Origin of the sequence: Rahnella sp. BIGb0236 (genome assembly GCF_004364755.1) — a bacterium.
Classification (GTDB): domain Bacteria; phylum Pseudomonadota; class Gammaproteobacteria; order Enterobacterales; family Enterobacteriaceae; genus Rahnella; species Rahnella victoriana.
This window is the reverse complement of record NZ_SOAO01000016.1, coordinates 97,293-118,050: the sequence shown is the minus strand read 5'-3', so window position 1 is coordinate 118,050 and position 20,758 is coordinate 97,293. Positions and strand designations below refer to the sequence as shown.

17 protein-coding genes and 1 other RNA gene are annotated in these 20,758 nt (G+C 53.7%); 5 read left to right on the top strand and 13 right to left on the bottom strand.

Translation table 11 applies throughout. From position 1 onward, the window contains the following. Positions 1-233: 233 nt before the first annotated feature. The 7 genes from gcvP to EDF78_RS22955 all read right to left on the bottom strand — a co-directional run bounded on the left by gcvP (position 234) and on the right by EDF78_RS22955 (position 9,405). Positions 234-3,107 carry an aminomethyl-transferring glycine dehydrogenase gene (gcvP, locus tag EDF78_RS22985; protein ID WP_095924842.1) on the bottom strand — a complete coding sequence of 958 codons (2,874 nt, stop codon included), beginning with the start codon at positions 3,105-3,107 and terminating at the stop codon, positions 234-236. Positions 3,108-3,212: 105 nt separating this feature from the next. Beyond that, positions 3,213-3,599 (bottom strand): glycine cleavage system protein GcvH, encoded by a 387-nt coding sequence (gene gcvH / locus EDF78_RS22980; RefSeq protein ID WP_095924841.1) that lies wholly within the window; start codon positions 3,597-3,599, stop codon positions 3,213-3,215. 61 nt (positions 3,600-3,660) lie between these two features. After that, positions 3,661-4,758 carry a glycine cleavage system aminomethyltransferase GcvT gene (gene gcvT, locus EDF78_RS22975; protein ID WP_133823966.1) on the bottom strand — a complete coding sequence of 366 codons (1,098 nt, stop codon included), beginning with the start codon at positions 4,756-4,758 and terminating at the stop codon, positions 3,661-3,663. A gap of 309 nt (positions 4,759-5,067) precedes the next feature. Beyond that, on the bottom strand, positions 5,068-6,294 hold the full coding sequence (ubiI, locus tag EDF78_RS22970; protein WP_133823965.1) for an FAD-dependent 2-octaprenylphenol hydroxylase: 1,227 nt from the start codon (positions 6,292-6,294) through the stop codon (positions 5,068-5,070). Positions 6,295-6,311: 17 nt separating this feature from the next. Continuing rightward, a complete protein-coding gene (ubiH, locus tag EDF78_RS22965) occupies positions 6,312-7,490 on the bottom strand; it encodes a 2-octaprenyl-6-methoxyphenyl hydroxylase (protein ID WP_133823964.1) in 1,179 nt (392 codons plus the stop codon). Position 7,491: 1 nt separating this feature from the next. Next, a complete protein-coding gene (gene pepP / locus EDF78_RS22960) occupies positions 7,492-8,808 on the bottom strand; it encodes a Xaa-Pro aminopeptidase (protein ID WP_095924837.1) in 1,317 nt (438 codons plus the stop codon). 24 nt (positions 8,809-8,832) lie between these two features. Further along, positions 8,833-9,405 carry a YecA family protein gene (locus tag EDF78_RS22955; RefSeq protein ID WP_095924836.1) on the bottom strand — a complete coding sequence of 191 codons (573 nt, stop codon included), beginning with the start codon at positions 9,403-9,405 and terminating at the stop codon, positions 8,833-8,835. A 253-nt stretch (positions 9,406-9,658) separates the two neighbouring features. On the opposite strand from EDF78_RS22955, the gene zapA reads away from it, so the two are divergent. From zapA to EDF78_RS22940, 3 genes are all read left to right on the top strand, one after another. Further along, on the top strand, positions 9,659-9,988 hold the full coding sequence (gene zapA, locus EDF78_RS22950) for a cell division protein ZapA (protein ID WP_013576788.1): 330 nt from the start codon (positions 9,659-9,661) through the stop codon (positions 9,986-9,988). 47 nt (positions 9,989-10,035) lie between these two features. Next, positions 10,036-10,219: non-coding RNA, 6S RNA (gene ssrS, locus EDF78_RS22945), on the top strand. A gap of 39 nt (positions 10,220-10,258) precedes the next feature. Beyond that, a complete protein-coding gene (locus tag EDF78_RS22940; RefSeq protein ID WP_119826882.1) occupies positions 10,259-10,855 on the top strand; it encodes a 5-formyltetrahydrofolate cyclo-ligase in 597 nt (198 codons plus the stop codon). Positions 10,856-10,921: 66 nt separating this feature from the next. On the opposite strand, the gene serA is transcribed toward EDF78_RS22940, so the two are convergent. Both serA and rpiA read right to left on the bottom strand, forming a co-directional pair. Next, entirely contained in the window at positions 10,922-12,160 is a 1,239-nt protein-coding gene (gene serA / locus EDF78_RS22935) for a phosphoglycerate dehydrogenase (protein ID WP_095924834.1), read from the bottom strand. A 337-nt stretch (positions 12,161-12,497) separates the two neighbouring features. Then, positions 12,498-13,160 carry a ribose-5-phosphate isomerase RpiA gene (rpiA, locus tag EDF78_RS22930; RefSeq protein WP_095924833.1) on the bottom strand — a complete coding sequence of 221 codons (663 nt, stop codon included), beginning with the start codon at positions 13,158-13,160 and terminating at the stop codon, positions 12,498-12,500. A gap of 227 nt (positions 13,161-13,387) precedes the next feature. Here rpiA and EDF78_RS22925 point away from each other — a divergent pair, with 227 nt between their 5' ends. After that, positions 13,388-14,290 carry a LysR family transcriptional regulator ArgP gene (locus EDF78_RS22925; RefSeq protein WP_013576793.1) on the top strand — a complete coding sequence of 301 codons (903 nt, stop codon included), beginning with the start codon at positions 13,388-13,390 and terminating at the stop codon, positions 14,288-14,290. Between the two features lie 28 nt (positions 14,291-14,318). Here EDF78_RS22925 and EDF78_RS22920 read toward each other — a convergent pair whose 3' ends face one another. Then, positions 14,319-15,212 carry a LysR family transcriptional regulator gene (locus EDF78_RS22920; RefSeq protein ID WP_095924832.1) on the bottom strand — a complete coding sequence of 298 codons (894 nt, stop codon included), beginning with the start codon at positions 15,210-15,212 and terminating at the stop codon, positions 14,319-14,321. A gap of 107 nt (positions 15,213-15,319) precedes the next feature. On the opposite strand from EDF78_RS22920, the gene EDF78_RS22915 reads away from it, so the two are divergent. After that, positions 15,320-16,150 (top strand): SDR family oxidoreductase, encoded by an 831-nt coding sequence (locus tag EDF78_RS22915; RefSeq protein WP_095924831.1) that lies wholly within the window; start codon positions 15,320-15,322, stop codon positions 16,148-16,150. 65 nt (positions 16,151-16,215) lie between these two features. On the opposite strand, the gene EDF78_RS22910 is transcribed toward EDF78_RS22915, so the two are convergent. The 3 genes from EDF78_RS22910 to argO all read right to left on the bottom strand — a co-directional run bounded on the left by EDF78_RS22910 (position 16,216) and on the right by argO (position 20,716). Then, positions 16,216-18,999 (bottom strand): M66 family metalloprotease, encoded by a 2,784-nt coding sequence (locus EDF78_RS22910; RefSeq protein ID WP_133823963.1) that lies wholly within the window; start codon positions 18,997-18,999, stop codon positions 16,216-16,218. 249 nt (positions 19,000-19,248) lie between these two features. Then, positions 19,249-19,995: an oxidative stress defense protein gene (locus EDF78_RS22905; protein ID WP_133823962.1), complete on the bottom strand. Its 747-nt coding sequence runs from the start codon at positions 19,993-19,995 to the stop codon at positions 19,249-19,251. 103 nt (positions 19,996-20,098) lie between these two features. Continuing rightward, positions 20,099-20,716 (bottom strand): arginine exporter ArgO, encoded by a 618-nt coding sequence (argO, locus tag EDF78_RS22900; RefSeq protein WP_131694102.1) that lies wholly within the window; start codon positions 20,714-20,716, stop codon positions 20,099-20,101. Between the last annotated feature and the right edge of the window lie 42 nt (positions 20,717-20,758).

Here is a 20,758-nt window from a genome sequence, read left to right as displayed (position 1 = left end):
CTCGTTAAAATAATAGATGCTTGAAAGAGATTTCAATGATCAACGACGTAAATCAATCATTGAAATGAACATACAAGGTTGGGAGGGGGTTTTAAGGGCTAACACCCGGCAAAAGCATACTTCAACTTATTGATTTTACTTTAATACCCCACCCCAACCCTCCCCTTCGCAGGGGAGGGAGCAGACCGAATTTTTAACTCCTCACCCTTCTCAGCGAGGAGGAGAACGGAGTCTTACTCGTAATCTGACATCGGTACACATGAACAGAACAAATTCCTGTCCCCGTACACGTCATCCAGACGTTTTACCGTCGGCCAGTATTTGTTGTCGTAACCGGCCGGGAAGACTGCCACTTCGCGGGTGTACGGGTGGTTCCAGTCGCTGACCAGCTCGTTCTGCACGTGCGGTGCATTCACCAGCGGGTTATCTTCCAGCGGCCATTCGCCTTTCGCCACGCGATCAATTTCACTGCGGATTGCCAGCAGCGCATCGATAAAGCGATCCAGTTCCACTTTGCTTTCGGATTCGGTCGGCTCAACCATCAGCGTACCGGCCACCGGGAAGGACATAGTCGGGGCGTGGAATCCGTAATCGATCAGGCGTTTGGCGATATCCATTTCACTGATACCGGTGGTTTCTTTCAGCGGACGAATATCCAGAATACATTCGTGCGCCACGCGACCATCACGGCCGGTATACAGCACCGGATAGGCGTCTTTCAGACGGGTCGCAATGTAGTTGGCATTCAGAATTGCCACCTGGCTGGCTTGCTTCAGGCCTTCCGCGCCCATCATGCGGATATACATCCAGCTGATGGGCAGGATGGAAGCACTGCCGAACGGAGCCGCAGAAACCGCGCCGTTTTGCGTCAGTACGCCGTCAATCTGCACCACGCTGTGACCCGGAACGAACGGAGCCAGATGCGCTTTCACACCGATCGGACCCATGCCCGGGCCGCCGCCGCCGTGCGGGATACAGAAAGTTTTATGCAGGTTAAGGTGCGACACGTCCGCGCCGATGTAACCCGGCGTGGTGATGCCGACCTGGGCGTTCATGTTCGCGCCGTCGAGGTAAACCTGACCGCCGTACTGATGCACAATCTGGCACACTTCGCGGATGGTCTCTTCGTAAACGCCGTGCGTTGAAGGGTAAGTCACCATGATACAAGACAGCTCATCGCCCGCTTTCGCCGCTTTCTCACGCAGGTCACTCAGATCGATGTTGCCCTGTTTGTCACACGCGACAACCACTACGGTCATGCTCGCCATCTGCGCGGAAGCTGGATTGGTGCCGTGCGCTGAGCTTGGGATCAGGCAGATGTGACGACCACTTTCGTTACGGCTTTCGTGGTAGCGGCGGATGGCCAACAGACCCGCGTACTCACCCTGCGCACCGGAGTTCGGCTGCATGCACACCGCGTCATAACCGGTGAGCTGAACCAGCCATTGTGACAACTGACCAATCATCTGCTGATAACCGCCAGCCTGTTCTGTCGGGCAGAACGGATGCAGCTCGGCAAATTCCGGCCAGGTAATCGGGATCATTTCTGCTGCGGCATTCAGTTTCATGGTGCAGGAACCCAGCGGGATCATCGCCTGATTCAGCGCCAGATCCTTTTTCTCCAGACGGTGCATATAACGCATCATCTCGGTTTCGCTGTGGTACTGATTGAATACCGGATGGGTCAGGATCGGATCCACACGCAGCATCGCCGCTGGAATGGCATTGCTGTCGGTCGATGCGGCTTTGTCCAGTTTGTCGATATCCAGACCGTTGTCGTCACCCAGCAGGGCAGCAAACAGAATCTGAACGTCTTCGCGGGACGTCGCTTCGTCGAGAGTGATACCGACTGCGCCATGAATGTCAGTACGCAGGTTCAGACCGAAACTCAGCGCACGTTCCAGCACAGCGGCTTTGTCTTTCACTTCGACGGTCAGCGTATCGAACCAGGTGTTGTGACGCAGCGTCAGGCCACCCTGTTTCAGGCCAGCGGCCAGAATGTCGGTCAGACGATGAATGCGTGAGGCAATGCGTTTCAGGCCTTCAGGGCCGTGGAATACCGCATACAGGCTGGCAATGTTGGCCAGTAAAACCTGCGAGGTACAAATGTTGGAGTTGGCTTTTTCTCGGCGGATATGTTGCTCGCGGGTCTGCATCGCCATACGCAGTGCCGTTTTGCCGGCAGCATCGCGGGAAACCCCGATGATACGGCCCGGCATGGAACGTTTGAATTCGTCTACGCAGGCAAAGAAGGCCGCGTGCGGACCGCCGTAGCCCATCGGCACACCAAAGCGTTGCGCGGAACCAAAGACCACGTCAGCGCCCTGCTTGCCCGGTGCGGCCAGCAGCACCAGCGCCATAATGTCAGCGGCGACGCTGGTAATAATTTTGCGTTTTTTCAGTTCGCCCAGCAGCGCGGTGTAATCGTGCACTTCACCGGTGGTGCCAACCTGCTGCAACAGCACGCCGAACACGCCTTCCAGCTCGAGCACTTTTTCGGCTTTATCAACAATGATGTCAAAACCGAAGGTTTCCGCACGGGTACGGACCACGTCCAGCGTTTGCGGATGCACGTCGTCAGCCACGAAGAAACGGTTGGCATCTTTCAGTTTGCTGGCGCGTTTTGCCAGTGCCATGGCTTCGGCGGCGGCAGTCGCTTCATCGAGCAAAGAAGCAGACGCCAGATCCAGACCGGTCAGATCCAGGGTCAGTTGCTGGAAGTTCAGCAGCGCTTCAAGACGGCCCTGCGACACTTCCGGCTGATACGGCGTGTACGCGGTATACCAGCCCGGATTTTCCAGCATGTTGCGCAGGATAACCGGCGGCGTCAGCACCGCGCTGTAACCCATACCGATGTAGGATTTATAGCGTTGGTTCTGGCTGGCAATGGCTTTCAGCTCAGCCAGCGCCTGATGTTCCGTCACGGCATCGCCGACGGCCGGTGGCCCCGGCAACTGGATATCGACCGGAACGATCTGCTGGATCAGCGCGTTTAAGGAATCCGCACCGACCGTTTCCAGCATCTGTTGCTGTTGCTGAGAAGACGGACCGATATGGCGGCCGATAAAGGCTTCGCTGTGTTCGAGTTGGCTGAGAGTCTGAGTCATTTGCTACGCATTCCTGAAATCTGCTGGAGGTGTCTTGGGATACTGACAAAAGCTACGGGTCGGGAACTGCCCCGCAGGCTGCGGGGCGGGTAAAACAATGTGTAATTATTCGTCGATGGAAGCTGAATAGGCATCTGCATCAAGCAGCTTAGCCAGTTCGCTTTCGTCTGACGCTTTAATCTGAAACAGGAAACCGCTGCCATATGGCTCGCTGTTGACCAGCTCCGGGGAACCTTCCAGTTCGCCGTTCACTGCAACGATTTCGCCGCTAACTGGAGAGTAAATGTCGGAAGCCGCTTTCACGGATTCAGCCACGGCACAGTCTTCACCGGCAGTCACTTCGCGGCCGACTTCTGGCAGATCAACGAAAACCATGTCGCCCAGTAATTCCTGCGCGTGTTCGGTGATGCCTACGGTGTAAACGCCGTTGCCTTCTGAACGTACCCACTCGTGGGAAGAGGCGTATTTCAAATCTGCTGGAACATTGCTCATGTTATTTTCTCCAAAAAGTGCTTAATTCAGCGTTAACTGGATAATTTTTATCTCGAATTCGTTACTGCGCCAGAGGTTTGCCGTTACGGACAAAACCTGGTTTGGTGACTTTTACCGGCATTTCGCGGTTACGGATTTGCACAATGGCATGTTCGCCAATGCCCGCCGGAACGCGTGCCAGAGCAATACTGTAGCCCAGCGTCGGGGAGAACGAACCGCTGGTGATCACGCCTTCCAGCGTGTTGCCCGCGCTGTCGGTGAATCGTACCGGCAGTTCGTTACGCAATACGCCTTTCTCGGTCATCACCAGGCCTACCAGCTGTTCAGTGCCCTGCTCGCGCTGTCTTTCCAGTGCGTCACGGCCAATAAAGTTACGGTCTTCCGGTGCCCATGCGATGGTCCAGCCCATATTGGCCGCCAGTGGTGACACGCCTTCGTCCATTTCCTGACCGTAGAGATTCATGCCAGCTTCCAGACGCAGCGTGTCGCGTGCGCCCAGACCGGCGGGTTTCACGCCTGCGGCCAGCAATTTCTGCCAGAAATCAGCCACCTGCTCTTGCGGCAGCGCGATTTCATAACCCGCTTCGCCGGTATAACCGGTGGTGGCGATAAACAGATCGCCCGCCTGAACGCCAAAGAACGGCTTCATGCCCGCGACCGCTTGTTTTTGTTCAGCGGTAAACAAAGTTTCCGCTTTTTCTTTCGCCTGCGGCCCCTGCACAGCGACCAGCGCCAGATCATCACGCACCGTCAGTTCAACAGCGTACGGTTCTGCATGCTGCGAAATCCATGCCAGATCTTTCTCACGAGTAGCGGAGTTAACCACCAGACGGAAATAATTTTCGTTGAGGAAGTAAACGATCAGGTCGTCTATCACGCCGCCGGACGCATTGAGCATGCCGGTGTACAGCGCTTTGCCGGGAACGGTGAGCTTGGCGACATCGTTCGCCAGAAGATAACGGAGGAATTCACGGGTACGGGCACCGTGGAGATCGACAATGGTCATGTGCGAGACGTCAAACATACCGGCATCCTGACGCACGATGTGGTGTTCATCCAGCTGAGAGCCATAATGCAAAGGCATCATCCAGCCGTGGAAATCGACCATACGCGCGCCGCACGCAACATGTTGTTCATAAAGCTGAGTCTGCTTAACCATCTTATTCCTCATTTAATTAAGTGCATAAACAGCACACCGCGCAAACGATACCCTCGCTCGAACTTACCACTGAATAAGCTCACTAACCATAAGTTAAAATATGCAGAGCAGCGGGAATGTCAGTGATTTCACAAGGGCATTGTGCAGAGTTTTTGACTGGTAAACTGGGGTTTGCGGCGCAAAATCTACAAATAAACAGCAAAAGTATCGATGTTATATAACGACAAGGCCGGATTTCTCACCATTTGCAGAATGAAAAATCCGGCCCCGGATTAGAAAATGTAATGAAAAAATTGAGCTGAAATTAGATTATTTCAATCGAAGTGAATCGTCCCGTAACCATTCGGGTAAATCGTTCAGCCCCATCGCCTGACGGACCAGTTTCGGTTTCACACCCGGCAGGGAATCCGCCAGCGTCAGGCCGATGTCGCGCAGCAGTTTTTTGGCTGGATTATCCCCGGCAAACAGTTCGCGGAAGCCCTGCATACCCGCCAGCATCAGCGCCGCGCTGTGTTTACGACGACGCTCGTAACGGCGCAGGTACATGTGCTGGCCGAAATCTTTGCCTTCTTTTTGCAGACGTTTGATTTCAGACGCCAGTTCAGCAGCATCCATAAAGCCTAAGTTCACGCCCTGTCCGGCCAGCGGATGCACGGTGTGTGCCGCATCGCCGACCAGCGCCAGACGTTGTGAGGCAAAGCTGCGGGCATAACGGCCGGTCAGCGGGAAGGTCAGGCGCTCACTTTCTACGCGACACACGCCAAGTCGCAGGTCAAAAGTGCTGGCGAGGATTTTGTTGAACTTTTCAGGCTCCAGCGCGCTCAGGCGCTGTGCTTCATCCGGTGACACTGACCAGACGATAGAAGACAAATGGGTATCGGCCAGCGGCAGAAATGCCAGAATACCTTCACCGTGAAAGACCTGACGTGCAACAGACTGGTGCGGCTCTTCCGTGCGGATGGTCGCTACCAGTGCATGATGACGGTAATCCCAGAAAGTCAGCGGGATGTCGGCATGCTGGCGCAGCCATGACTGTGCGCCGTCCGCGCCGACCACTAAACGCGCGCTGAGCTGGCGATCATCATTAAGGGTGATAAACGCTTCGTTTTCGCCCCAGGCTACGTTCTTCAACGTGGCGGGTGCGAGCAACGTGATGTCGGAAGATTTTTCCGCACGCTGCCACAGCGCACGGTGGATCACCTGATTCTCAATGATGTGACCCAGATGGCTGAAGCCATATTCTTCGCCACGGAAGGCGATTTTGCCGAAGCTGTCACGATCCCAGACTTCCATCCCCTGATAGGCATTGGCACGCTGAGCAATAATGTTGTCCCAGACGCCGATATATTTCAGCAGACGTTCACTGGCAGCATTAATAGCTGAAACCCGTAAACCCGGCTGTTCCGGTAACGGCGAATCGAGATCCGGTTGCTGGTTTTCCAGCACCGCAATGCGCAAACCGCTGCCCTGTAATCCGCACGCCAGCGCCAGACCAACCATTCCGCCACCGGCGATAACCACATCAAAAGATTGCATAATTTTTCCTGTAAGGCTTAACGGTCAACCCAGCCTAAAGTTCTTCGGGTAAACGCATCGCGTAATGGCGTAATGCCTTCCATCGCCAGTAAGCCGAGATTACGTCCGACCATTAACGGCAGCCAGCGGTTGGCAAAGAGGTGGATCAGGCCGTCGGTCACGCCGACGGTTGCCTGCTGATCGGGTTGTCGGCGCTGCTGATAGTCACTCAGTACGCGGTAACTGCCAACATCCGCGCCTTGTGCCGCGGCATTAGCCAGCGTTTCGGCCAGTGTCATGACATCACGCAGACCGAGGTTAAAACCCTGTCCGGCAATCGGATGCAGTGTTTGCGCCGCATTCCCCACCAGCGCCAGACGGTGGCTGATATGGCTGTTGGCTCGCTGCAATTGCAGCGGATAACTGAACCGTTTACCGGCCTGTTTCATGGTACCCAGCCGCCAGCCGAAGGCTTTTTGCAGCTCACTGAGGAACTGTGCTTCAGTCCAGTTATCGATTTCTTCTTTGGCTTCGCGCGGATGACACCAGACCAGCGAACTGCGGCCATCGGACATCGGCAGTAACGCCAGCGGTCCGTGCTTCGTGAAGCGTTCAAACGCCCGGTTGTGGTGTGGCTCGCTGGTGGCGATATTCGCGATCACGGCAATCTGACCGTAATCTTCACGCTGCCAGCCAATGTTGCAGGCTTTGGCCAGTGAGGAGTGTGAGCCGTCCGCCGCCACCAGAAGTTGTGCGGTCAGCGTTTCACCGTTGTCGAGTGTCACGCTGGCAGACTCTTGCGAACGCGCGACATCCGTGACTTTGGCCGGACAATGCAGCGTGACGCCGGGGGCATTTTTCAGCATCGCAAACAGGCGCTTACCGACTTCATGCAACTCAACCACCTGCCCCAGCGCCTCAACGCCATAATGCGCGGCATTGAGGTTCACAAAGGCCGCGTGACCGCGATCGCTGACGTGAATATCCCGGATGGGCGTGGCGATATTCGCCAGCGCAGGCCAGATACCCACCCGCGATAATTGCTGGCAGGTGCCTTGTGCCAGCGCAATCGAACGGGCATCAAAACCCGGATGTCCGTGATGTTCAGGCGCAGTGGCTTCCACCAGATGCACCGGCAAGCGCCCCTCGGTCAGCGAGGAAATCGCCAGCGCCAGCGTTGCGCCGGTCATCCCGCCGCCAACAATGACAATGCTCATATTATTTCTGTGCCGCCGCCATCAGGGCTTCAATATCATCGGCTTCTTTCACCACATCGCCGGTCAGAATTTCAATGCCGGTGGCGGTGATCAGAATGTCGTCTTCGATACGGATACCGATGCCACGGTACGCTTCCGGTACGTCGGCGTCCGGCGCGATATACAGACCCGGTTCAACGGTCAGCACCATGCCCGGTTCCAGCGTACGGCTGCGATCTGCCGAGCCGTAATGGCCGACGTCATGCACGTCCAGCCCCAGCCAGTGCGATAAACCGTGCATGAAGAACTGTTTGTGCGCCTGTTCAGCGTAAAGGGTTTCGACGTCGCCCTTCATCACGCCGAGTTTGATCAGGCCTTCAATCATCACGCGCACTGCGGCCTCGGTCGCGGCCTGAATGCTGCTGCCCGGTCCGAAAACTTCCAGCGCTTTGTATTCTGACGCCAGCACGATGTCGTAGATTTCACGTTGCGCTTTGCTAAATTTGCCGTTCACCGGGAACGTACGGGTAATATCACCGGCGTAGCCCTGATATTCACAACCGGCGTCGATCAGCACTAAATCGCCGTCACGCAGTTCGCATTCGTTTTCGGTGTAATGCAGAATGCAGCCGTTTACGCCGCCGCCCACAATGGTGTTGTAGGAAGGATAACGTGCGCCATGACGGTTAAATTCGTGATGAATTTCGCCTTCAAGGTGGTATTCGAACATGCCCGGACGGCATTTTTCCATCGCGCGGGTATGGGCCAGCGCGGTGATCTGTCCGGCGCGGCGCATGATGGCGATTTCTTCCGCTGATTTGAACAGGCGCATATCATGCACCCACGGACGCCAGTCGGTGACCGTGGCCGGAGCAGAGAAATTCTGACGGAAACCTTTACGCAGTTTTTCCATCGCACGGTTCACGATGTCATCGGCATAGGCGTAATCGCCTTGCGCGTGGTACACCACGTCGAGGCCGTTAAGCAGAAGGTGAAGCTGGTCGTTGATATCGTCAAACGGCAACGCTTTGGTCACGCCAAGTTTAGCGGGTGCCGCGTCCTGACCCAGACGACGACCAAACCAGATTTCAGCAGTGAGATCACGAACACGGTTGAACAGGACGCTGTGGTTATGATTTTCATCACTTTTCACCAGGATCAACACCGCTTCCGGTTCATTGAATCCGGTGAAATACCAGAAATCACTGCTCTGACGATACGGGTATTCACTGTCGGCACTGCGCGGTGCTTCCGGCGCAGAAAAAATGATTGCCGCGCTTCCCGGTGCCATCTTCGCTAACAGCGCCTGACGACGATTCTCGTACTCTTGCTGAGTCATCACCTTCTCCTGAAATCGTTTTAATTAATGCAATGTACGGTGATTTTCTGCAGCCGTCGGGCGGCTGTGACCGAATTCACCAAAGCACAGGATGGCCGCCACGCGGACGTACTCCACCACTTCCTCTAAAGACTGCGCTAATTGTTCCTGATCTTCATCTTCGTCGTAACCGAGTTGCGCGATGCTACGCAAATCGTCGATCGCCTCACCGACTTCGCCTTTCACTTTAGCGAGTTTTGGCTGCATCATGCCCAGCCCCAGCAGGAAATGGTTAACCCAGCCCGCCAGTGCATCAGCACGCTCAAAGACGTTTTTATCGTCATCCGGCATCATCATTTTAAATTCGAAGCTGTCATCTTCCAGCGTATCTGCAGTGACTTTGCGCAGTTGTTGCAGCAAATCCGCCAGCGTGTGCGGGAAGGCGATGCCTTCGTTAGTCAGATCATGAACCAGAGTCAGCCAGCTGCCGTCGCGATTACCGCCGCACAGCAAGCCACTGATCAAACCGTGCATTTCTGCTGCGGTCAGAGCAACCGACTGTTGTTTCAGGTTTTGATCCAACGAATCGTAAGTAGGGTAAGTATTCTCAATAGACATGCGCATTCGCCATCGTTGGCAGGTTAAGTTCGTGTTATGCTACCACCAAGGTCTGTCGTAGTACCAGATTAGCAGCCCGCGATTGGGTGGTCTAAGGCATGAATGGCACGCCCTGAACAATCGGGCAGCAGTCAGTCGGTCATGGGGTTGTAACCTGGTATTGAGATAGTTATAGTGGCGCCCGCTTCCAACATCCTGCGCCAGGTCGTAGTGGTCACGTTGGGGCGGACGAATAAATCAGCAGGAAGGTGGCATGTCTGCACAACCGGTAGATATTCAAATTTTTGGTCGCTCTTTACGGGTGAATTGTCCGCCAGAACAACAGGAAGCACTGAATCTGGCAGCTGAAGATCTTAATCAGCGGTTGCAAGATCTGAAAGTTCGCACTAGAGTCACCAATACAGAGCAACTGGTCTTCATCGCGGCATTGAACGTATGTCACGAACTTGCTCAGGAAAGGTTGAAAACGCGCGATTACGCATCCAATATGGAACAACGTATCCGGATGCTGCAACAAACCATCGAGCAGGCATTGCTCGAACAAGGCCGGATCTCTGAACGTGAAGGGGCGCCTTTCGAATAACACACGTTGCTGACTGACTGGTCACAGGTCGTCAGAAACGGTAAAAAATTTCTCTGAGATGTTCGCCAGCGGGCCCGTCCCCTGAGCCGATAATTAGTACCAACAGAATGTGATGATCCGTAATCGGTGCGCATGCTCGGTCCGTCCGAGAAGCCTAAAGATTGCGACAGCACGTTCACCTTGAACCATGGGTTCAAGGGTTACAGCCTGCGACGGCATCTCGGAGATTCCCCTTTCTTTTCGGTACATCCCTTTCTGGTGTTTGTATCTATGCCTTACACACCTTTGTTCGCTTCAGCCCGACACCTCATCCGCAATGAAATACGCCAACGCAGAAACGCGCTGACCACTGAACAGCAAACCGCTTTTGCCCTGCAGGCCGCAGAACGTGTCGCCACGCATCCTGAGATTCAATCTGCCATCACCGTTTCCCTGTTTCTGTCCTTTGATGGTGAACTCGATACCGCACCCGTCATCGCCCGTCTGTGGCGTGAAGGCAAACAACTGTGTCTGCCGGTGCTGCACCCTTTCGTCCCCGGTAATCTGCTTTTCCTGCGTTATACCCCTGACACGCCGCTGGTGCGTAATCGTCTCAATATTCTCGAACCGCAACTGGATGTCACGCAGGTCATTCCGCTGTCCCGGCTGGATGTTATTCTGACGCCGCTGGTGGCGTTCGACAGCGTCGGGCAACGTTTAGGCATGGGCGGCGGTTTTTATGACCGCACGCTGGAACGCTGGAAGAATGGCGGACCTTATCCGATTGGTCTGGCGCACGATTGTCAGCATGTCGATGCCCTGCCGGTGGAACACTGGGATGTGCCTTTGCCGCAGGTGATTACCCCCGGCAAAGTATGGACGTGGTAGAAAGAGGCGCTAAACCGCAGACAGCAAAAAGGCGCCCTCAGGCGCCTTTGTCATTTCAGGCTGAGATCAGTAAAGCAGACGGGCGCGGATGGTGCCCGGAATGGCCTTCATCAGCTGCAACGCGGTATTCAGTGTTGCGGTATCTGTTTCTGCATCGATAACCACATAACCGATTTCAGGGCTGGTTTGCAGATACTGTGCAGCAATGTTGATACCTTGCTCCGCGAAAATCTGGTTGATGCTGGTCAGCACGCCCGGACGGTTTTCGTGGATATGCAGCAGACGGCTGGCTTTCTCGGTGTGAGCGGGCAGCGATGCTTCCGGGAAGTTAACCGCTGACAGCGTGGAACCGTTGTCAGAGTATTTCGCCAGTTTGCCTGCCACTTCGAGGCCGATACCTTCCTGCGCTTCCATGGTGGAACCGCCGATGTGTGGCGTCAGCAGCACGTTATCGAATTCACACAGCGGTGAATTAAACGGATCGCTGTTGGTTGCCGGTTCTTCCGGGAAGACGTCGATGGCCGCGCCGGACAAATGTTTGCTGCGCAGTGCATTGCACAGCGCAGGAATGTCGATCACGGTGCCACGTGAGGCGTTGATCAGCAGTGCGCCCGGCTTCATCTGTGCCAGCTGCACTTCAGAAATCATGTCTTTGGTGCTCAGGGTTTCCGGCACATGTAACGTCACGACGTCGCTGGTGTTGAGCAATTCTTCCAGCGAGGCAATCGGCTGCGCATTACCCAATGGCAATTTGCTTTCGATGTCGTAATAGAAGACGCGCATCCCCAGGCTTTCCGCGAGGATCCCCAACTGCGTACCGATGTGGCCGTAACCAATGATGCCCAGACGTTTGCCGCGCGCTTCGAAGGATCCGACTGCCAGCTTGTTCCAGACACCACGGTGTGCTTTGGCGTTGGCTTCCGGAATGCCGCGCATCATCAGCAGCATTTCGCCCAGTACCATTTCCGCCACAGAACGGGTATTGGAGAACGGCGCGTTAAAGACCGGAACACCGCGACGGGTGGCGGCTTTCAGATCCACCTGATTGGTACCGATACAGAAACAGCCAACAGCCACCAGTTTTTCTGCTGCCTGGAACACTTCTTCAGTCAGCTGAGTACGCGATCGGAGTCCAACAAAGTGCGCATCACGGATCGATTCTTTCAGCGATTGCGTGTCTAAAGCACCTTTGTGAAATTCAATATTGGTGTAACCCGCTGCACGGAGTGTATCAACCGCACTTTGGTGGACGCCTTCCACTAACAAAAATTTAATCTTGTCTTTCTCAAGTGATACTTTTGCCATTTCCCGACCCTATATTTTCTGACTGAAATCTGACTGCAAGGTGACTGCTCCCCGTCAACATAACAAAAAATCCGCCATCATCAATACAAACGATTGCCTGCCCGGTAGCAGAAGGCTCACCGCGCGTGATGGTTTTTAGCATTTCATGCTGGTTAGATTTTGCGGAGCCAGACGTTCTGGAGGAGAAACACAGGAATGTGACATAAGTCACCAAATTACGGCTTCTGAAGAAAAGATGATTCAGTCAGAAAATTATCATCTTCATAACATTGCGTTATGACAGGAGTGTGTCTGGCTGCTTTTGTCTGAGCAGCCAGATCTTCTGCTTATCGCTGTCTTATTTCAGCTTAACAGTTTTAACGCCTTCAGATGTCCCGACCAGCGCCACGTCCGCGCCACGGTTAGCAAACAGCCCCACCGTCACCACACCGGCAATACTGTTGATCTTATTTTCCATCGCGACGGCATCGACGATATTCAGATTATGCACATCGAGGATCACGTTACCGTTATCGGTCAGCACATTCTGGCGGTACTCCGGCAGGCCGCCGAGTTTCACCAGTTCACGCGCCACATAAGAACGTGCCATCGGGATCACTTCCACCGGCAGCGGGAATTTGCCCAGCACATCGACCTGTTTGGAAGCATCCACAATGCAGATGAATTTTTTGGCGATCGCGGCAATGATTTTTTCACGGGTCAGCGCAGCACCGCCGCCTTTGATCATCTGCATTGAGCCGTTGATTTCATCGGCACCGTCAACGTACACATCCAGAGAATCCACTTCGTTGCTGTCGAAAACATGAATGCCTAAGCTTTTCAGTTTTGCGGTGGAGGCATCGGAGCTGGACACTGCGCCTTCGATCTGGCCTTTGACAGAACCCAGTGCATCAATGAAATGCGCGGCGGTAGATCCGGTGCCGACACCTACAATGGTGCCCGGAGTCACGTAATCCAGCGCGGCCCAGCCGACTGCTTTTTTCAATTCTTCCTGCGTCATAATGGCTTCTCTGTCTGATAACACGAAAGTGCTGTGAATAGTGGGATGAAACGAATTCTGCCGGTGATTATAAAGCATGTCCCGGCAAATTGGGCGACCAGGTGCGTGACCAGATCACACTTATTAAGTGCAATTGTGCTGCCATTCCTCCGATTTTCCTCACCACAAAACCTGACAATCTGTGGCATAGTGTCCGGATAAAATTAAATCCAAGGGACAGAATTCCGATGAAACGCCCGGACTATAGAACGCTACAGGCACTGGACGCGGTGATCCGTGAGCGCGGTTTTGAGCGCGCTGCGCAGAAACTTTGCATCACACAATCGGCGGTCTCTCAGCGTATTAAACAACTGGAAAATTTATTCGGCCAGCCGCTGCTGGTGCGTACCGTTCCGCCTCGCCCGACCGAGCAGGGTCAGAAACTGCTGGCGTTGTTACATCAGGTGGAATTGCTGGAAGAAGAGTGGCTGGGCAGTGACAGCAACAATGAAAGCAATGATACGCCGCTGTTGCTTTCGCTGGCGGTCAACGCCGACAGCCTGGCAACCTGGCTGTTACCGGCACTGAAATCGGTGCTGGTTGATTCCCCTATCCGCCTGAATTTACAGGTGGAAGATGAAACGCGCACTCAGGAACGTCTGCGTCGCGGCGAAGTGGTCGGGGCGGTGAGTATTCAGCCACAACCGTTGCCAAGCTGTCTGGTGGATCAATTGGGTGCGCTGGACTATCTGTTTGTCGGCTCCAAGCCTTTTGCTGACCGCTATTTCCCGAATGGCGTCACCCGTTCGGCCTTACTGAAAGCGCCTGCGGTGGCGTTCGACCATCTGGACGATATGCATCAGGCTTTCCTGCAACAGAATTTCGACTTGTCGCCGGGCAGCGTGCCGTGCCACATCGTTAACTCGTCAGAAGCGTTCGTCCAGCTCGCCCGTCAGGGCACCACCTGCTGCATGATCCCGCATCTGCAAATCGAGAAAGAACTGGAAAGCGGCGAACTGATCGACCTGACACCGGGTCTGTTCCAGCGCCGGATGTTGTACTGGCACCGTTTCGCGCCGGAAAGCCGCATGATGCGTAAAGTGACCGACGCGCTGATCGCCCACGGCCATCAGGTATTGCGTCAGGACTGACGGAATGATCCGGCGTGAAAAGTGGCGTTTAACCGCTTTTCTCCCGGACCAGATCTATCAATGCCCGCAGGCTCGCGGGCACATGCCGGTTGCCCGAGAAGTAAAGAAATAAACCGGGGATCGGCGGGCACCAGTCATCCAGCACCGTCTTTAAACGCCCTTCTTTCAGCGCAACCTGCGCATAATCCTCAGGAACATATGCGATCCCCAGCCCGTTCTGCGCAGCCTCCACCATCAGTTGCGTATTATCCAGTGTCAGACTTCCCGGCACGTCCATCGCCACTTCCTCTGCGCGTTTTTGAAATTCCCAGCGATAGCGTTTGCCACTGGGCAGGCGCTGGCGCAGACACTGATGACGGGCGAGATCATCCGGCGTTTCAGGGGCGGGATGCGCCGCAAGATAATCCGGCGAGGCCACGGCCAGAAAACGCATATCGGGACTGAGTCGTACCGCGATCATGTCCCGGGGAACCGCTTCCCCCAGCCGGATCCCTGCATCAAACCCTTCCCCGACAATATCCACCAGCTTTCCTTCCGCCACCAGATCCAGCGTAATGCCGGGATAACGCGCCATGAATTGCGGCACAATCTCTCGTAACAACAGGCGGATAGCGCCTTCGCTGCCGTTTATCCGCAATTCGCCGGTCAGCCGTCCCTGCTCGCCCGCCACATCTTCCAGCGCAGCATCAAGGCCGCTCATCAGCGGGTCAATCCGTTTAAGCAGGCGTTCCCCCGTGTCGGTCAGCGACACACTGCGCGTCGTGCGGTGTAAAAGTCGTGCACCCAGACGGTCTTCAAGCCCGCGCATAATGTGGCTGAGCGAGGATCGCGTGATGCCGAGAAGATCGGCGGCGCGGCGGAAACTGCGGTGTTCGGCTACGGCCATAAAGGCCCTGAGTTCTGCCAGTGTCGGTTTGCTCATTGGTGTGATTTTATTCACCTGTTCATGCAGTTTATGGGGTATTAACGCAACAATAGTATTGCCCTACCCTGAATGTCTGGCAACTCCTGCAACAGAGGCATTTGAGAATGGCAAAGACATGGTTTATTACAGGCACATCGACCGGCCTGGGACGGCTGCTCACTGAACAGCTACTTGAGCGCGGTGACCGCGTGATCGCCACCTTACGCAAGCCGGGTGCGCTCGACACCTTACAGGCACTCTATGGTGATCAGTTGCATATCATCACGCTTGACGTGACAGAGACGCAGTCAATCAGAACGGCCGTCGCCGGGGCATTCACTAAGATGGGGCGAATTGATGTCGTGGTCAGCAATGCGGGATATGGTTTGTTCGGTGCGGGGGAAGAAATCAGTGACGCACAAATCGACAGACAAATCGCAACCAATCTGGTCGGCTCCATTCAACTGATCCGCGCCGTTTTGCCGCACCTGCGCGCGCAAGGCGGCGGCCGGATTGTGCAGGTTTCATCAGAAGGCGGACAGATCGCCTATCCGAATTTCAGCCTTTATCATGCAACCAAATGGGGAATTGAAGGTTTTATTGAATCCGTTGCGCAGGAGGTGGCACCGTTTGGCATTGATTTCCTGATCATCGAACCCGGCCCGACCCGCACTGAATTCGGCACCGGGCTGGATCATGCAACACCCTTGCCTTGCTATGAAAAAACACCTGCCGGAGAGGTCCGCCGGGCGATAGCTTCCGGTGATTTTGCCATTAAAGGTGACGCGCTGAACACCGTCAGGGCGATGATCGCCGCTGCCGGTGAAGTGAATCCACCGCTGCGTCTGGCGCTGGGCAGTACCGCTTATGCCTCAATCAGCCACGCACTGACGGAAAGATTGCGGGCGCTGGAAGCACAGAAAGGCGTGACGTTTTCGGCGGATAAAGAGTCCTGACCGCGATGTAAATGTTCACAAATAAAAAACCCGCCGGAGCGGGTTTTTCCATTATGTGGGAAAGGTTAATAACTGCCTAAATATTCCCAGTCGTTGTTTGATGTGAGGTTAGTCGGGAAGTACCAATAGGTTGGCGTTTTCAGCATGAAGTAATCCTGGGTTCCCTTATTGTCATTTTTATATAAGTCACCGATCGTATTGTTGGTCGCATTGCTCTGCCACGGCTTGAATTCGGTTTTGCCATACCATGACAATAACTGCTGTTCCATATCAGCCTGAGAGAGTTGCTTCATCGCTTCCAGCGTTTTTTCGTCGCCAATATAATACCAGTCTGCATTCGATTTTTTATTGGTTGGGAAATAATGCCCGGACGTCCTGTTGCGCTGAAGGAAATACTCCTTATCTTTATTGTGAGGGTTCTGATAGACGAATATCTCTCTGTCTTGCGTGGTGGCCTTTCGCTGAGACCAGCTAAAAATATCCTCCCTGGAGAAATATTTTTTCAGCAAGCTTTCTGTTGAAAGAGATTTGTTGATATGTGCAAACAGCGGCGAAACGTCATTATGAACATATTGTGTCGCTGAACCTATATATCCCCAAACCTGAGTAGACTGCTGGCTGGTCGGGAAATACCAGTAGTTCTTTTGCTTAAGAATAAAGTAGTCGCGGGTTTTGGTGTACGGGTTTTCATAGACGTACAGGTCTCCCGGCATACCGCTGTCTTTACCTTTTGAGCTCCAGGTTTTAATGTCGCTTTTCCCATAAGAGGTGCGAACATCCTTTTCGAAAGCCTCAACAGTGGCATAGCTGTGAGGTTTTAGCTGAGCATTTTGTTCAAACCGGATCGTCTGTTCCAGCACCTGAGTGAAACCCTCAGATTTCCCGATGACGACAGCGGGCGCAGGTTCAACGGTGGCGGGTTCAATAGTACGCTGATCGAGTAATTCAACGCCCATACTGTCATAGCTTTGCCCGGCGAGTTCTGCCGCGAAAAGATCGTTCAACGCCTTCTCATTGGTCAGATATTCCCAATCGTTATTACTTTGTGTACCCGCAGGGTAATACCAATAACCCGGATGTTTAAGCTTGAAATAGCGGCCATCGGTGTCGAGGTAAACATCTCCCGCAACACCGTTTTTGTCGGCACTCCAGTTCTTAATTCTTTCCACGCCGAAGTAGTCATTTCTCCAGGTATCGTAAGCCGCACTCATGTCTTCTTGCGGACAATTCACGGAGACGGATTGCGGGTTGCTCGCGGTTTCAACATTGAAATGGAATTTATTCATACGCGCGGTGTTATGACGGGCACCTGCCAGCGGATAACGTTGTTTGTGATTGTCGGCAAAGGTCACTTCCGCCCAGCATTGCCCCCCTTTCACCGGCTGTGGCGCATAGACGTAGCCATAACTGCTGGTCATCGGCGGGTAAATGTAGCCTTTCACGTCCTTAACCGGATCGTAAAAACCGACCAGTGTCGTCACAGGAACGCCAAATTTCACCGGCTTAAGTCGGGTTGGATCATTACGTTCAACCATTTCATGCTTATCTTCATCCCAGATCAGATAACCCGAAGCAGCGGACTCAGAAATGACACCGGTATTTTCCATTCCGGCCTGAATACGTTTTTGGGAATAGCCGGTGTACAACGTATAGGCAGAATAAGGCGAACTGGCTACCCCACCCGCCATCGCATCCGTATTGAAGCGATAGACACCCGAAAATGGCAAGGTGGTAACCCCTTCAGAAACCACATTCCCGTTTTCATCCCAGAAAAAGTTCGCGATAAAACGGTTATTAAAGCTGTCCCAACCCCAGCCGGAATTCGGATTATGTGTCGACCACATGCCGCCGCCAGGATAATGACCCAATCCGTATGCATGCCCAAGTTCATGGCTGAATTCATTGCCGGTGGTCTGAGTCAGCGTTGCCATCCCGTTTCCACCGCTCAGGCCATGCTCAACGACACCGTTTTGATAAAAGCCACATGCCTCATGCACAGCATAAATATTAAACCACGCCGGTTGCCATTGCGTTGAACCTGCGGAATCATTAATGCCGAAGTTGGCATTATCAATGCCCATCGAAATCAGGTTCTTGGCGATATCCTCGCGCATATCACCGCTGTACACATCCCCGGTGGTATCGCTTTGATAGTCATAAACCTTGCCATCTGACAGCACAACTTTAGTCAGGTGCAGCGGGGAGTAATTTCCGACAATCAGCCGTGAGACCGGTATTTTCTGGAAATAATCCGCCGCTAAGGTGGAATTACCCTCAAGTTCATTGGTTTTCGCCGGTTCAGTCAGCATTCCGAGCCGGATATTCTGGATCATGACCTCATTTTCAGCGCCCACATCAATATCCGCCAGCAGGCCCGTGTGGCCATTTTCATCGGAAATTGAAATCACCATTCCGGGTTCGATCAGATCCCAGGAAAGTTTCGCGCTGTAGGCATTATCGGAATACACCACGTCGGGATGTGCGCTGTCAGCCGGATCTGCCTTGTCACTGGCTGGCAATGCGGAAGGCGGAGAAAGCGTAAACGGACCATGGCTGACGCCCTTTTTATCCGTCAGCTGTATTGTGTACTTTGTTCCCGTGCTGTCCGAATGCGGGATAAACATAAATAACGTGTCACGCAGGCTGACCAGACGCGGCATTTCCTGCGCGCTGTTATTAGCAGGATCAATGGTATGGGTTTGAGCAAACTTCACCTGCCCTTTAAGGGAACCCGTCAGGCTGTTAATGGCGTCATCTTGTTGATGGAAAACTAACGGAGCGATGCTGGCACAGGCAGAAAAACTGCCTGCGCTTATTGCGATTGCCAGAAGTGTTTTATGAATATTCATATTCAGTCCATAGAATCAGAAAAATAATTGAGATGTTATGTCTTCATGCATCCCCATTATTCTCGCTGTTAATATCGCCCTCCCATACTGAATGTTATTTTTAAAACAGTTAATATATTAACGACAATTATCTTTACTCAAACCATACGAAAAACTAATTAATTGAAAAACAATAGAACTGACAACTTATTTAAAAGGAATAATAAAAAACCCGCCGGAGCGGGTTTTTTCATTTTTACAGCATCATGCTTACTGAGCCGGAGCCGGAGCCGGTGCCTGTGGCTGCAATTCAAATACCACATCGACCTGATCGTCGAAGTGAATACTCTGCTGTTCGTAGGTCTGCGCAACATCGCTCTGCCCTGCGGCTTCGGCGGTTTTATACATGCGCGCCACCGGCATCGGCTGGTAATTAGCCACGTGATAACGAATGCTGTATACCGGTCCCAGTTTGGTATGGAAACCTTCGGCCAGCGATCGGGCTTGCTGCGTGGCGTTTTCGATGGCTTTCTGACGCGCTTCATCACGGAATTTATCCGGATTGGCCACGCCCAGTTCCACCGCACGCACTTCATTCAGGCCTGATTTCAGTGCGCCATCCAGCAGTTCGTTCAGTTTATCCAGCTGACGCAAGGTCACCTGCACCTGACGTACCGCACGATAACCTTTCAGCTGTGACGTGCCGTCTTTCAGGTAATTGTATTCCGGCTGAGTACGCAGGTTCGCCGCATTGATGTCTTTTTTCTCAATGCCGTTTTTCTGCAGGAAAGCAAAGTACTCTGCCACGCGCTCATCAGCCTGCTTTTTGGCGCTGGCTGAATCGTTCGCTGACACGCTGACTTCGATCGCCAGCGTCGCGATATCCGGCGTGGCATCCACGCTTGCGGTGCCTGACGTCACGACGTGCGGCCCGGCAGGTAATTCTGCCGCCTGTAACGCCAGCGGTAATGTCCCTAATCCCAACATCGCTGCTACAGCCAATGCTTTCAGTTTCACAGTGCCTCCATTAATCATCAAAGATCTGGCAATAGATAGGTCAAACAATCTGCGAAACCGTAGCATAATCCGTTACAACAGAAACTAAGATTAGTGACAAAACTTAAAATAGCCCGGTCTGACGCGCCAGTTGTATTGCAATTCCCCACATAATTGCACCGACGATAAAGTTGATGACGCGCTGTACTTTGCCGGTATTCAGCCAGGGCGCGAGCATGGCGGCGAGGATCGCCAGCCCGAAGAACCACATCACCGACGCACTGACCGCACCGAGTGCAAACCATGAACGCTCATCATGGCTGAGACTGCCGCCCAGACTGCCGAGTACCACGAAAGTATCGAGATATACGTGCGGATTCAGCCAGGTGACCGCCAGCATGCTGACCACGATTTTCCAGCGGCTTTGCTTCGCCACTTCGGCCTGCGCCAGTTCGGGATTTTTGCTGAAGGCAGTACGAAACGCGCCCCAGCCATACCAGAGTAAAAACGCCACGCCGCCCCAGCTCACCAGCATCAGTAAGGTCGGGGATTTGCTCAGCAGCGCGCTGCCGCCAAAGATGCCGCCGCAAATCAGTGCGATATCGCTCAGCGCGCACAACCCGGCAATCATCAGATGATACTGACGGCGGATGCCCTGATTCATCACAAACGCATTTTGCGGTCCAATCGGTAAAATCATTGCGGCGCTCATCGCCAGTCCTTGCAGGAAAATAGCCAGCACGGAGAACTCCTTCAGAAAATAAATAACAGAGATTGCGCGCAG